Below are 14,263 nucleotides of genomic sequence, written 5' to 3' on the forward strand. Positions count from 1 at the left end.
ATACAAAAACGATACAAAAACACTTTTTGAAAACGCAAGGTTAAGGAAGAATTAGCCAAAAGGGAGTGAGTTGTTATAAAATGATAACTAATAATTTGTAATTCTATGAATTACAGCTTGCAAAAAGTCCAGAAGAAAGTATCCTTTCTTTTAGTTGAGTACTGGGCGGATCACAAATAATTTCAACAGAATCGTCTGGATAGATCGATAGTGCAATAATGCCCAAAAAACTCTTTCCATCAGCGGTACGATCCCCTTTTTTAGATAGATGGATTCTGTAAAGCTGCCTGTTAGCTCAACAAGTTTTGCGGCGCGCTCTGCATAAATAGGCGCAGTTGCTTTAACAATCACAATAGATAACCTCCTTTGCCAATCACACTATGTATGGATATGTGCAGAAGAAGGAAAAATGCTTACTAAATGAAATATTTACATGGAGGGTCTATGAAATTAACAAAAAAATGGCTATACATTGCTTTGTTTGCTGCGGCAGTGATCGTATTCATTCTCTGGCTGCAAAAAAATTATAAGGGATTCAGTCCTGAAGAATTAAGAAATTGGATCATGCAGTGGGGATGGATTGCTCCATTTATCTTCGTTGTCCTTTATTCAGTGAGGCCTTTTGTGTTATTTCCGTCTTCCATTTTTGCTATAACAAGCGGCCTATCATTCGGTTTTTATTGGGGATGTCTTTATACATATCTAGGATCGCTTGGAGGGGGACTCCTAACTTATTACGCGATCAACCGTCTGGGCCGATTTAAGAAAAGTAAACAATGGAAAAATGAAAAATATGAAAAAGTACGCAGCAAGATAGAAAGAGAAGGGATTCGGTATGTCCTATTATTGAGATTGCTGCCGGTTTTGAATTTTGACCTTGTCAGCTATTTAACATCCCTGACAAAGGTTAAGTTTAAAGACTACGCGATTGCAACAGCAATTGGAATCATTCCAGGTACAATCGCTTATACGTATTTAGGGACATCAATGACCTCGGGAAGCAAGGAAGTAGTGTGGATCGGAACAACCCTGCTGTTTGTCATTGTAGGTTTACCTCTGATCTTCAAAAAGAAAATGAAGGCGAAAGTAGGATTATAGCGATTGAGATACAGTTTCTTGCGGTGAGATAAGGCTCATGGCAGACTCAGCATCAGCCCCTTCAACGATATAAAGAAACGAATCTCCTTCTTTCAGTGTTAGGAAGAATGAAACTAGCTGAGATAATCCAGAGGCGTGGACAGTAATTCCGTCTTTGCATAAAAAAAGCTGGCTGTTAATTTTTTAGCAGATTGCATAATTTCAATCGCTTTATTAACCGTATATTTTGCTGTAACTTTTACTTTTCTTGAGCAGATTTGTTTCATAATCTCTCAGCCTCCTGCATTTGATATTGCTGATATATTTCCCATTAGTAAGTGAGGTAAAACAGGGTCTTTAGTCCCGATGTGCAATTTTAAGAGAAAAACAAGGTATTTTGGCTTAAAAGAGGTGTTCTCTGCATCTTAATATGTAAGTTCTAAAAGTCTCGTATTCATGAGAAGCTTTACGATAACTACTTCAACCACTCCCAAGAGCAAAAAGGTTATAAAAACAGCAAAAAAAGAGTACCGCTGCCTCGAGAAGAGGTGAGCAGTACTCTTTTCATTGTTTATGAAGTGATCTTTGCTTTTTCACGTTTTGCCTGTCTTCTAAAGAATAATTCATAAAGGACAGGTACGATGATCAATGTTAACAAAGTAGAAGTAGTTAGTCCTCCGATTACAACAATCGCTAAACCTTTGGAAATCAGCGTTCCAGAGGAAGTTGTCAATGCAAGCGGGATTAGTGCTGCAATGGTAGCAAATGCTGTCATTAATATCGGTCGTAAGCGGGTTTTACCTGCTTCTAAAAGTGCCTCACGTACAGGCATCCCTTTAATTTCACGGTTCTGGCCGATACGGTCTACCAATACGATGGCATTCGTTGTAACAATACCAATCAGCATGAGTATTCCGATCATGGCACTTACAGAAAGTGGTTCATTGATCAGATATAATCCTCCGATCGCTCCCACAGGAACGAACAAGAGAGAAGAAAGGATAATAAACGGTATACGAGCACGGCCAAAGGTAATCAGCATCGTTAAGTAAACGAGACCGATGGCAACAAGCATTGCAAGACCTAGATCTTTAAACGTATCCATCGTTTCTTCGCTTCCGCCGCCGCCTTCAGTTGATACAGAAGCAGGAAGATCTACATTATCTTCAACGCCATTAATAACGTCTTGTGTAACCTTTTGAACATTGTCTCCTTTAACTTGTGCAGAGACTTGAGCATAAATCTTACCATCTAGTTTCTGGATGCCTGTTACTGTTTCTTTTTCAGAAACATCAGCAACGTCTGAAATTTTTACAGGTCCAGATGTACCGAATACAGTAAGATCCTTAATCTCATCTAGAGATTTTACAGATTCGTCATACTCAACTTTTACATTCTTTTGGTCTCCATCTAACGTAAGTTCACCGACTTCAACAGGTTTTGTTACATCAGAAACTGCTCCTAAAACGGCAAAGCCTGACACACCTTTTTCAGCTGCTTTTTCTGTATCGATCGAAACAGCCCATTGCTTTTGCGTATCTTTAAAGTTGTTCGATACATATTTGATCGAATCGAGAGTCTTCATGTAATCTTCAACTTGGCTTGCAGCTCTTTGTAAATCTTCTAGATTGTTTGAGTATAAATCAATGTTTACTTCGTTATTAGATGGTGGTCCGCCGCTCGAAACTTCCTGCAAGCTGATAACGGTTCCTTCTGCTTTTTCATCGGTAATGGCTTTTATATCTTTTTCAAGTTCTTTTAATTCTGTTTCAACGTTTGCTTCTTTTTTAAGGTTTACAAAATAGTTAGCAACGTTCTGACGTTTGAGACCGGTTTGGAAATCACGTGACCCAATACCCGCTGTAACATCTTTAATCGTGTCTCTTTGAGCCAGGTAATCTTCAACTTCAAGAGAGATCTCATTTGTTTTTGTTACATTTGTACTTGCAGGCAATTCAACGTTAACGGTTAAAGTTTTCTGCTCTTCATTCGGAAGGAATACCATTCCCAATTTTGTTGCCAGGAAGAATGATCCTCCTAAGAGAATAAAGGAAGTGAAGAGAACAAGAATTTTATGGTTAAGAGAAGCTTTAATTAATTTCTCATAGCCGCGCTGCAACGGACCATCATTTTTCTCTGGTTTAACTTTTTTAAATGCATATTTTGCTAAGATGGGTACAATTGTAACAGCAACGATGAGTGATGCTAACAGCGCAAACACAACGGTTAAAGCAAACGGCAAGAAGAACTCACCCGTTACTCCGCCAACTAGCCCGAGCGGCAAGAATACAACAACGGTTGTAATCGTCGAAGATACAATTGCTTTTAAAATCTCGCGTGTAGAGTCGATGATCAGCTCATCGCGGTCATAGTCTCCGTCCGTTTTTCTGATCCTTCTGAAGATATTCTCAATAACAACGATACTATCATCCACAACACGCCCAACTGCAACAGCCATTCCGCCAAGAGTCATAATATTTAAGGTAATATCAAGACGGTCTAAGAAGATAGCTGAAACGAGCAAGGAAAGCGGGATAGAGATAATCGCGATAATGGTTGCTCTAAAGTTTCTAAGGAAAATCAGAACGGCTAAGGAGGCGAATAATGCACCAAATAAACCTTCTTTAACCAGTGTGTTTACGGAATCTTTGATGCCTTCCGCCTGGCCGAATCCAATCGCATAGTTTAACTTATCATCATATTTCTTTTTGTTAAGAACTTCGATCACTTTTTCAGCGACTTCAACCGTGTTTGCATCTTGTTTTTTCGTTACGGCCATAGAAAGGGAAGCTTTTTGGTTATATCTTGTGATCTCACTTACATCATCAGTTTCTTTTACTTCGGCAATATCACCAAGCTTTAAGCTAGACGGTGCTTGAGGAGCTTGTGTTTGTGCAGGAGCTCCTTGACCGCCAGGTGCTCCACCACCAGCGCCACCTGGTGCACCAGGACCTTGTGCATTTCCAGCTCCTCCAGGAGATTGGGCGGGTGCGCCTTGGCTGCTGGAGATTGAAATTTCTTTTAGTTCAGCAACTGTATCTACAGCCTCTTCAACACGAACAGGAACCGTAATCGAATCGTCAGTTACTGTACCTGCCGGGAATGAAATATCACGGCTGTTGATCGCCTCTTTCACTGAGTTTAAGGTTATTCCAGCTTCTTTTGCTTTCTCTTTGTCTAATGTAATCGAAACGAATGTTTCTTTTACACCACCTACCGAAACGTTGTTAACGCCTTGGATCTTTTTAAGTTCTGGAACCAATTCATCGTTTACAAACGCTTGAATGTTTTCTCCTTCTTTTTCAGGGAATAAAGAAATATTGTAAATAGGTATGGTTCCAAATGAAAAACGGCTTACTTCAGGTTCAACGTCATCTGGAAGATTTGTTTCTGAAATGATGGATTTTACTTGATCTTCTACATCATCCATATTGGCTGTAAAAGGAAAGTCCATACTAATGATAGAAACACTTTCAAGTGAAGAGCTTTTTACTGATTTTACATCTTCTACCTGCTTTAATTGAGTTTCAAGTTTGTCTGTTACTTGCTGGTTCACATCTTCAGGAGATGCTCCTGGATAGACAGTTTGAACCGTCAATTGTGGAAACTCAACATTTGGAAGCAGATCCACTTTTAAGTTCGTGAACGAGAATACCCCTCCAACAATGAGCAAAAATGAAAAAATAAATATCGCTACTGGGTTTTTTAGACTGAATTTTGTTAACCAGTTCATTGATCCCTCTCCTACGTATGTTTTTATATGTGTATTTTCACATATGTTTATCTATAATATAATGTGTGTATAAGATTTATATCAAGTAATAAGAATAAATAATTTGTGAAAAATATGTTACAATGCAAAACAGTACAGTATGAAAGAAGGGTAACAAATGGCGTTAAGGTATGCGCTGTTAGGTTTATTGGCAAAAAATGAAGCAACAGGATATGAGCTGACACAGCAATTTAAAGAAACGGTTATTCATTTTTGGACAGCCCATCACACTCAGATCTATCGTGAACTAGTTAAAATGGAAGAAGAAGGTTTAACTCAATCTAAGACCGTACAGCAGAGTGATTATCCAGATAAAAAAATATATACGATCACCGATAAAGGGTTTGAACAGCTTCTTGAATGGATGCTGAACAAGCCTGTAAATGTCCCAAAGCTAAAAGACGATCTGTTATTAAGAGTATCCATGTTTCACTTTATTCCTACAGAAAAAGCAATTGATTTTTTAGAGAAGAGTAAAGAACACCATCAGATGGGCCTAATGATGACGAAAAAATGGCAAGAAGAGAACTTTCCAAAAGGAACGTATGGAGAAAATGAACTTGGCGAGTATTTAACGAGTGAATTCGGCATTCGATATATGGAAAGCTGGTTATCATGGTGTAACTGGGCGATTAAAGTTTTGAAAAAGAAAGGTGAGTCATAAAATAGCATGAAAATCGTATTTACAGATGCAGCATTAACTCGATTGGAAAAAAGGTACAGGGAAAAGAAGGGTACTTAAAACTCAAACATGATACAGAAGGGTGCGGATGTGTTGTGAGTGGGGTAGCGGCCCTTTGGCTGGTTGATCAAACAGAGGAGAACGACACGAAAATCGAGACGAACGGTCCGGATTTATATATGGAATTTAATACAGCAGTTTTCTTCGATGAGAAAATGACGATTGATGCTCCAGCTGGTAATCACTTCGCGTTAAAAAGCCCTGCAGAAATTTTAAATCCTTCCATGAAATATTACGATAAAACGAAACAAAACACGGGTATGTAAGCCCGTGTTTTTTTTAATGCTGAGAAACATTTCTTACTAAGTTAAATTGTTTGCTTGATACTGGCTTTGATAGAAGTGGAGATATATAGGCTGCAGCTTCGAGCAGTTTATCAAGGTGAATACCTGTTGAAATACCCATTTGAGATAGCATATAGACGACATCTTCAGAAGCGACGTTTCCAGAAGCACCTGGTGCAAACGGACAACCGCCGAGCCCTCCGGCAGATGTATCAAAACGGTCGATCCCGGCTTGCAGACTGGCAAAAATATTGGCAAGTGCCATTCCCCGCGTATCGTGGAAATGAGCGGTAAGAAGCGTCGTTGCACGCAGATGATGCTTCAATAACGTAAATAGTTCATAGCACTCCGATGGATTAGCCATCCCGATCGTGTCAGCTACACTGAGTTCATCTACACCCATTTCTTCAAATTCGAGACAAACTTTTAATACATCCTGTTCATCGATTTTTCCTTCAAAAGGACAATAAAAACTTGTAGAGATACAAGCTCTGACGAAATACGCTTTGCGTTTCAAATCATCAATAAGAGGTCTTAATTCATTCATGCTTTCTTCGGTCGTTTTGTTGATATTTTTTTGTTGAATGTGTCACTTACACCAACGAATACAGCAATATGTTTCACGCCTGATTCAGTGGCTAAATCGATTCCTTTTTTGTTAGGAGCTAGCACAAAGTTTCTTAGATCATCTAAGCAGTTTTCAATAACAAAAGAGGCATCTTGCATTTGAGGCACCCATTTTGGTGAAACAAATGAGGTGAGCTCCATTTCTTGAAATCCCGCATTCTTCAATAATGAAATAAATTCAATCTTATCTTTTACTGGGATCAGATTCTTTTCGTTTTGAAGCCCATCCCGCGGTCCAACTTCGATAAGTGTGACTCGTTCAGGTAAGTCCACTAATGTAAAACCCCTTTCTGGAAAGCGTTTTCCTTCCTTTATTTTAACTAAAGAAAATCGTCTGTTGCAACACATTTCAAATGTTATGGTATGATAAAAAGGAATTTTCAGAAATTTTCAAGCGTTTAATAAGGAGGAGACTAGGAATGGTTTCAAGAGAGAGAGATGCTGTAATTGTAAGCGCTGTCAGGACGCCGATCGGAAGTTTTATGGGAAGTTTTAAAACGGTATCGGCGACAGAATTAGGTGCTATCGCTATTAAAGACGCGTTAAAAAAAGCGGGGATTCCGCAAGATTCCGTAGATGAAGTTATTATGGGGAATGTACTCCAAGCAGGACTTGGACAAAATCCTGCACGACAAGCTGCGATTAAAGCTGGGTTGCCGAATGAGGTATCTAGCATGACGATCAATAAAGTATGCGGTTCCGGCTTAAAAGCCATTCATTTAGCTTGCCAGGCGATCTGGCTGAACGAAGCAGATACCATTGTTTGCGGCGGTATGGAAAACATGAGCCAAGCTCCTTATCTATTGAACGGGGCGAGAGATGGTCTGCGTATGGGGAACGCTCCAATGGTAGATTCCATGATCCAAGATGGACTATGGTGTGCGTTTGGTGATTATCATATGGGCATTACTGCAGAAAATTTATGTGAAACCCATTCACTGTCTCGTGAAGAGCTAGACGAATTTGCTGCAGAAAGCCAAAGAAAATGTGCACAAGCTCAGGAACAAGGGAAATTTGATGATGAGATCACACCGGTGGAGATTCCTCAGCGCAAGGGAGATCCGGTGATTATAGATAAAGATGAATATCCAAAACCAAGTTCTACTGCTGAGAAGTTAGGCAAGTTAAGACCAGCTTTCAAAAAAGATGGCATGGTAACAGCGGGTAATGCTTCTGGAATTAATGACGGTGCGGCGGCACTTGTTGTGATGAGCAGAAAGAAGGCAGAAGAATTAGGTCTAAAACCGCTTGCTGTCGTTAAAGCGAATGCAAGCGCGGGTGTTGCTCCTGAAGTTATGGGAATCGGCCCGGTAGAAGCTGTGAAGAAAGTCTTGAAGAAAACAGAATTGAGTATGAAAGATTTCGATCTTGTAGAAGCAAATGAAGCATTTGCGAGTCAATCTCTAGCTGTCGGCAAAGATTTGGAGTTTGATAAAGAAAAGCTGAATGTAAACGGGGGAGCGATCGCACTAGGGCATCCGATCGGAGCAAGCGGTGCAAGAATTGTAGTAACTTTGCTTCATGAGATGAAACGCAGAAATTCTAAAAGAGGTCTCGCAACACTCTGCATAGGCGGCGGACAAGGTGTAGCATCGGTCTTTGAAAACGAAGAAAAATAATTAGCCGCATACAAGATTATAAGAACGCTAAACATGAAAAGGAGAGAGAAAAATGAAACCAATAGTGAACTCAGCACTTGAAGCTGTAGCAGATATAAAAGATGGTTCTACACTTTTAGTAGGAGGATTTGGATTAGTTGGAATTCCTGAAAATTTAATCCTCGCTCTAGTTGAAAAAGGAACAAAAGACCTTACAGTGATCTCAAACAATTGTGGAGTAGATGATTGGGGTCTAGGTCTTTTGTTAAAAAATAAACAGATCAAAAAGATGGTAGGTTCTTATGTTGGTGAAAACAAAGAGTTTGAAAGACAAGTTTTATCGGGGGAAATCGAAGTAGACTTGATTCCACAAGGAACACTCGCAGAAAGAATCAGAGCGGGCGGAGCAGGAATCCCAGCATTCTACACACCGGCAGGAGTAGGAACACCGATTGCAGAGGGGAAAGAAACACGTACATTTAACGGTAAAGAATATTTGCTCGAAGAAGGGATCGTAGCGGACTTCAGTTTAATCCGAGCGGCTAAAGGAGATAAAGCTGGTAATCTGATCTACAACAAAACAGCGCGCAACTTCAATCCGATGATTGCAGCAGCCGGAAAAGTAACGATTGCTGAAGTGGAAGAGCTTGTTGAGATCGGTGAACTGCACCCTGATTACATACATACACCAGGTGTATATGTACAGAAAATGATCATTGGAACACAAGAAAAACGCATCGAGCGTCTAACAGTAAAACAAGGATAAGAGGAGGGAAACCATAATGAACATTAGAGAAAGAATTGCCAAAAGAGCAGAGAAAGAAATCGAATCAGGATTCTATGTAAACTTAGGGATCGGAATGCCTACGATGGTGGCCAATTTCATATCAGATAATAAAGAGGTTGTCCTGCAATCTGAGAACGGACTGTTAGGAATTGGACCTTATCCTCTTGAAAGTGAAGTGGATCCTGATCTAATTAATGCGGGGAAAGAAACGGTAACTGCCATTAAGGGCGCTTCTTATTTTGACAGTTCTGAGTCCTTCGCGATGATTCGCGGCGGACATATTGATATCGCAATCCTTGGTGGAATGGAAGTTTCAGAGAATGGAGATCTTGCTAATTGGATGATTCCAGGAAAGATGATAAAAGGGATGGGCGGTGCGATGGATTTAGTGCACGGTGCGAAAAAGATCATTGTCATCATGGAGCATGTGAACAAAGCAGGTGAAAGTAAAATTTTAAAACAATGTCAGCTTCCATTAACGGGTAAAGGTGTCGTGGAACGAATCATTACGGACCGTGCCGTAATGGACGTTTCAGATAAAGGTCTTGTCCTTAAAGAAGTAGCTGAAGGATACTCAGTGGATGATGTCTTGAACTCAACTGAAGCAAAGCTTACTGTCGCAGAGGATGTAAAACTAAACGCATATTGATAAAGAGGAGGGTGTTCTATGTTTGGAGCAATGACCCGCGCCTCTAATAAATTGATGCAGCGGTTTTTACCTGATCCTTTTATATTTGTCATCTTATTAACAGGAGTAGTCTTTTTACTTGGGCTGATCGTTACCGGTCAGTCCCCTGTAAAAATGGTGTCGTTCTGGGGAGATGGCTTTTGGAAACTACTTGAGTTTTCGATGCAGATGGTCCTTATATTAGTAACAGGGTATGTGCTAGCGAGTTCACCGTTTTTTAAGAAAATACTAAGAAAACTCGCATCATACGCTAAAACACCAGGTCAAGCCATCATCAGTGTTACGTTGGTGGCACTTTTAGCAAGCTGGATTAACTGGGGATTCGGTTTAGTTATTGGGGCTATTTTTTCCAAAGAACTAGCTCGTCAAGTGAAAAATACAGATTATCGTTTGTTAATCGCAAGTGCTTATAGCGGATTCGTTGTTTGGCACGGCGGTTTATCAGGCTCGATCCCTTTAACGATTGCTACCCCAGGACACTTTATGGAGAAAACGATGGGAGTCATCTCAACGAATGAAACGTTGTTTGCCCTTTTAATCTATTTATTATAGGTGCTCTTTTTATTGTATTACCTTTAACAAACCGTCTTATGATGAATAAAGATCAAGCTTACCAAATTGATGCGTCCCTTCTTGAAGACGGAGTTGAAGCAGCCACTCTATCAGAAGCGGATACGCCAGCAGAAAAGCTTGAAAACAGTATGTGGCTGTCCATGATTATTGGAATTCTTGGCCTTGCATATATGGTCTACTTTTTTGCAGCAAACGGCTTTAACTTAAACATCAATTTTGTTAATTTTATTTTCTTGTTCTTAGGCATTTTACTTCATAAAACACCTAGGAACTATATTAATTCTGTCGCAGAAGCTGTAAAAGGGGCTAGCGGCATCATCATACAGTTTCCATTCTATGCGGGGATTATGGGGATGATGGTCGGTTCAGGGTTAGTAACGGAGATGTCTGAATGGTTTGTAGCCATATCAAATGAGACTACCCTTCCATTGTTTACGTTTTTGAGTGCGGGGATCGTCAACATATTCGTTCCATCTGGCGGCGGGCAATGGGCTGTACAGGCTCATGTGGTTTTGGATGCTGCTAAAGCACTTGATGTATCACAAGCGAAAACAGCAATGGCTGTTGCATGGGAGACGCGTGGACCAACCTGATTCAGCCTTTTTGGGCGCTGCCTGCATTAGCGATCGCAGGACTTAAAGCAAAAGATATTATGGGATTCTGTTTAATTGTTCTTATTGTAAGTGGGATTATCATCTGTGCTGGTTTTTTAATTTTTAAAATGTGAGGTGCTAAAACATGGGGATCTATGTAATAGATGGTGCTAGAACACCGTTTGGTTCGTTCGGAAAATCTTTAATAGATGTAAATCCAACACATCTGGGTGAAATAACGGCTCTTGAGGCAATTAAACGAGCTAACATCACTAGTGCAGACATTACAGATGTGGTTTACGGAAACGTGATTCATTCTAGTAAAAATGCAGCCTATGTCGCACGCCATACCGCTTTAAAAGCAGGCGTCCCATCAGATGTTCCAGCAATGCTCGTTAACCGTTTATGCGGATCCGGATTGCAAGCAGTCGTTTCGGCGATGCAGAATCTGCGTGATCAGGAAGAAGGAATAGCGCTTTCTGGAGGCATAGAAAATATGTCGCAGTCCCCTCACGTTTCCTTTCATCACAGATTTCATAATCAAAAGTTTGGCGCGATCTCATTTGATGATATGCTTCTTCAAACCTTAAGCGATGAGTATATTGGATGTGGAATGGGAATAACTGCTGAAAATCTAGCAGATCAATATAACATTACGAGAGAAGAACAAGATGAGTATGCGAGTTTAAGCCATCGTAAAGCAGCAGAAGCAAGAGAAAAGGGCAGATTTCAAGAAGAAATCGTCCCTGTTACATTGAAAAGCGGCGCACTTTTTACAGAAGATGAAGGGATAAAGCCAGAGACTTCCGTATCTCTGCTAGGTCAATTAAGACCTTCTTTTCAAAAAAGATGGAACGGTTACAGCAGGGAACTCATCGTCTATTAACGATGGTGCAGTGTCTTTGATCCTTGCTCATGAAAAATCAGTAAAAGAAAAAAGCTTAAAACCGCTCGTTGAAATTGTCTCATGGTCAGTAACAGGAGTAGATCCATCCATTATGGGGATCGGACCTGTTCCAGCGATTAAGAAGCTGCTTCAGAATGCAAACCTTTCTATCGATGAAATCGGTTTATTTGAGATCAATGAAGCATTTAGTTCTCAGTACTTAGCTGTTGAAAAAGAGCTTAAACTGGATCGTGAACGAACGAATGTGAACGGCGGTGCCATTGCACTCGGCCATCCTGTAGGTGCAAGCGGTGCAAGACTATTGTTGACTCTCGCTTATGAAATGAGACACCGCAACGAAAAATACGGAGTAGCAAGCCTTTGTATTGGCGGAGGTCAAGGAATCGCGATGCTTTTAAAATCTGTATAAAAAAGACTGTTTTCGTATTCATTGTTGGTATTGAAAGTAGTTGATTTCCGTTCCAGGTGCTCGCTTTCCGCGGGGCAGGCGGTGAGCCACATTTGTACGTTTCACTCTTAAGTTTCTCACCTGCCCGCTTCAAGAATGCATCCTTGCTCCTGCGTCTACAAGCAAATGCTACCGCAGTTAGTTTCCTCGTCGCATGCCTTGCGAGATGCTTCTCATGTGGTAGGCACACACCTTGCACTCCAATCAACTTGTCAAAGCAGTGAATGAACAAAAGATTAAGAAGCAACAATCCTTTATAAAACAGCCAAAAAGAAAGTCCCATTCAGCACAAGCTGAATGGGACTTTTTTGTCTTTTATGCACGATGTGTTTCATAGATTTCTGCAGGGAAGAGTGTGTTTAATGAAGCAATCTCTTCATTAGTGAGAGCTGAACGATCGAAAGTCTTGATGTTTTCTAAAAGCTGTTCGACTGAGCTTGCTCCAGCCGCTGCGGTTGCGACAACAGGTTGACTAAGTACATACTGAAGGGCTGCATGTGTCATGTTTTTATCTTGCAAGAATTTTTTTGCTTTTTTTACTTTTTGCTGAATATCAGATCCACTATAATTTAAATAATGGTCCTCGGGATTCTTATGAAACACTTTTTCACTTAGCCACCCTTTAGCAACAGGACCTCTTGCGATTACACTTATATTTTTTCCTTTAAATACGAAAAAAGTTCTTCAGGACGTCGATCCAATAAACTATACTGCATCATAACACTTTGGATATTAGAGTGCTCAGCATAATACTTAATCGTGTTCGGACGTATTGATGATATCCCGTAATAACGAACGTGTCCTTCAGAAACTAGCTCTTCAAAAGCTTCGATCGTTTCATCCATAGGGTCATCAATTGTTCCTCCATGCAACTGATAAAGATCAATATAATCGGTTTGCAGACGTTTAAGACTGTCTTTGAAAGCGGACTTAATGTGTTTTTTTGAAGGATTCCAGTTCCAGCCGTCTTTAGACTGATTCCATTCATTTCCGCCTTTTGTTGCAAGAATGATATCTTGTCTTATATCCTTTAAAGTCTTGCCGACAAACTCTTCATTCCAGCCAAAACCATATAAATCCGCCGTGTCAAAATAGTTAATTCCTTGCTCAAGCGCCGTTTTAAGAATTTTTTCGTTTTCACTGCCTAGTTCAGGAGCGAGTGACATACAGCCCAATCCAAGTTCACTTACATACAGATCAGATGAACCTAATTGTCTTTTATTCATTATTGCTCTCCTCCATTTCATTTCTTTTCGATATGTACCTAGAATTAACGTATCATATTGACCTTTGAAAAGGAAAAAGTCCGCACTTGAAACCAGACAAAAAACCGATGCGAAAGAATAGCTTCGCACCGGTTTAATTCATACTTGATCCAAGCTTTATTTTTTGGAGAGGTAGCATCGATCCAATCTTGAACAAGCTCATGCTGTTTCATATAGTTTCGTAACATGTATTGAATCTGCCACGCTTTACCCACTAACGTAATACCTTTTGGCTGAAGGTAGATCTTCACCCGCATTACCTCCTTCATATCCTAGTAAATGCAGTATTCCAAAGTATGATAGACTTTATGTAGAAAAGAAGATAAATAGACCATCGGAGTGTGAATAATGGAAAACTTATATGAGAAGACGTTAAGTAAAGAACAAATTTATAGCGGGAAGATTATTGATCTATATGTAGAAGAAGTTGAGCTTCCAAACAAAAAGAAAGGGAAAAGAGAAATTGTAAAACACCCTGGTGCTGTGGCTGTGCTTGCTGTTACAAATGAGGGGAAGATGCTGATGGTCGAACAGTTCCGTAAGCCTCTTGAAAAGACAATTATCGAGATACCGGCTGGAAAACTAGAAAAAGGGGAAGATCCATTAGAATGCGCAAAACGAGAATTGATGGAAGAGACCGGCTATAGCTGTGAGTCCATGGAATCGATCGGTTCGTTCTACACATCCCCAGGATTTGCAGATGAATTAATTCATCTGTATTTTACAGACACACTTGTAAAACAAGGGGCACAAATGACAGATGAAGATGAGTTTTTAAATGTTCTTGAGATCAGCGTTGATGAAGCAAAAGCAATGGTTAAAGACGAAAAAATTCATGATGCAAAAACAGCTTACAGTGTTATGTATATGGAGTTAGCGCGTGCACTCAAAAAGTAACTTAT

General features: G+C 40.1%; 11 protein-coding genes and 5 pseudogenes. 10 read left to right on the top strand and 6 right to left on the bottom strand.

From position 1 onward, the window contains the following. Positions 1–103: 103 nt before the first annotated feature. Positions 104–226: a hypothetical protein gene (locus tag ACEWFH_RS10130; RefSeq protein ID WP_473727060.1), complete on the bottom strand. Its 123-nt coding sequence runs from the start codon at positions 224–226 to the stop codon at positions 104–106. 218 nt (positions 227–444) lie between these two features. Between ACEWFH_RS10130 and ACEWFH_RS10135 the strand changes: the two genes are divergently transcribed. Then, positions 445–1,098 (top strand): TVP38/TMEM64 family protein, encoded by a 654-nt coding sequence (locus ACEWFH_RS10135; protein ID WP_473727061.1) that lies wholly within the window; start codon positions 445–447, stop codon positions 1,096–1,098. A gap of 113 nt (positions 1,099–1,211) precedes the next feature. Here ACEWFH_RS10135 and ACEWFH_RS10140 read toward each other — a convergent pair whose 3' ends face one another. Further along, positions 1,212–1,364: a hypothetical protein gene (locus tag ACEWFH_RS10140; protein WP_473727062.1), complete on the bottom strand. Its 153-nt coding sequence runs from the start codon at positions 1,362–1,364 to the stop codon at positions 1,212–1,214. Between the two features lie 284 nt (positions 1,365–1,648). Further along, positions 1,649–4,810 carry an efflux RND transporter permease subunit gene (locus tag ACEWFH_RS10145; RefSeq protein ID WP_473727063.1) on the bottom strand — a complete coding sequence of 1,054 codons (3,162 nt, stop codon included), beginning with the start codon at positions 4,808–4,810 and terminating at the stop codon, positions 1,649–1,651. 157 nt (positions 4,811–4,967) lie between these two features. Between ACEWFH_RS10145 and ACEWFH_RS10150 the strand changes: the two genes are divergently transcribed. Beyond that, positions 4,968–5,513, top strand: a complete 546-nt coding sequence (locus tag ACEWFH_RS10150) for a PadR family transcriptional regulator (RefSeq protein WP_473727064.1) — start codon at positions 4,968–4,970, stop codon at positions 5,511–5,513. 41 nt (positions 5,514–5,554) lie between these two features. Then, positions 5,555–5,857, top strand: coding sequence for an iron-sulfur cluster biosynthesis family protein (locus tag ACEWFH_RS10155; RefSeq protein WP_473727270.1), 303 nt, complete (start codon positions 5,555–5,557; stop codon positions 5,855–5,857). A gap of 13 nt (positions 5,858–5,870) precedes the next feature. On the opposite strand, the pseudogene ACEWFH_RS10160 reads toward ACEWFH_RS10155, so the two are convergent. Then, positions 5,871–6,775, bottom strand: a pseudogene (locus tag ACEWFH_RS10160) (hydroxymethylglutaryl-CoA lyase). 146 nt (positions 6,776–6,921) lie between these two features. Between ACEWFH_RS10160 and ACEWFH_RS10165 the strand changes: the two are divergent. The 6 genes and pseudogenes from ACEWFH_RS10165 to ACEWFH_RS10190 all read left to right on the top strand — a co-directional run bounded on the left by ACEWFH_RS10165 (position 6,922) and on the right by ACEWFH_RS10190 (position 12,057). Further along, positions 6,922–8,121, top strand: coding sequence for an acetyl-CoA C-acetyltransferase (locus ACEWFH_RS10165; RefSeq protein ID WP_473727065.1), 1,200 nt, complete (start codon positions 6,922–6,924; stop codon positions 8,119–8,121). A 52-nt stretch (positions 8,122–8,173) separates the two neighbouring features. Further along, complete coding sequence (locus ACEWFH_RS10170) at positions 8,174–8,866, top strand: CoA transferase subunit A (RefSeq protein WP_473727066.1); 693 nt, start codon at positions 8,174–8,176, stop codon at positions 8,864–8,866. A gap of 16 nt (positions 8,867–8,882) precedes the next feature. After that, a complete protein-coding gene (locus tag ACEWFH_RS10175) occupies positions 8,883–9,536 on the top strand; it encodes a CoA transferase subunit B (RefSeq protein ID WP_473727067.1) in 654 nt (217 codons plus the stop codon). 18 nt (positions 9,537–9,554) lie between these two features. Continuing rightward, positions 9,555–10,875: pseudogene (locus ACEWFH_RS10180) on the top strand (short-chain fatty acid transporter). An 11-nt stretch (positions 10,876–10,886) separates the two neighbouring features. Beyond that, a pseudogene (locus ACEWFH_RS10185) lies at positions 10,887–11,519 on the top strand (thiolase family protein); the annotation flags it as partial. A 124-nt stretch (positions 11,520–11,643) separates the two neighbouring features. Beyond that, complete coding sequence (locus ACEWFH_RS10190) at positions 11,644–12,057, top strand: hypothetical protein (protein ID WP_473727068.1); 414 nt, start codon at positions 11,644–11,646, stop codon at positions 12,055–12,057. A 354-nt stretch (positions 12,058–12,411) separates the two neighbouring features. On the opposite strand, the pseudogene ACEWFH_RS10195 reads toward ACEWFH_RS10190, so the two are convergent. Both ACEWFH_RS10195 and mciZ read right to left on the bottom strand, forming a co-directional pair. After that, a pseudogene (locus ACEWFH_RS10195) lies at positions 12,412–13,322 on the bottom strand (aldo/keto reductase). 158 nt (positions 13,323–13,480) lie between these two features. Then, positions 13,481–13,612: pseudogene (gene mciZ, locus ACEWFH_RS10200) on the bottom strand (Z-ring formation inhibitor MciZ); the annotation flags it as partial. 97 nt (positions 13,613–13,709) lie between these two features. Between mciZ and ACEWFH_RS10205 the strand changes: the two are divergent. Further along, the gene (locus tag ACEWFH_RS10205; RefSeq protein WP_473727069.1) at positions 13,710–14,258 is read left to right on the top strand and encodes an NUDIX hydrolase; all 549 of its coding nucleotides are present in this window, start codon (positions 13,710–13,712) and stop codon (positions 14,256–14,258) included. Positions 14,259–14,263: the final 5 nt, after the last annotated feature.

The organism is Fictibacillus sp. EA-CB0309, assembly GCF_055814265.1.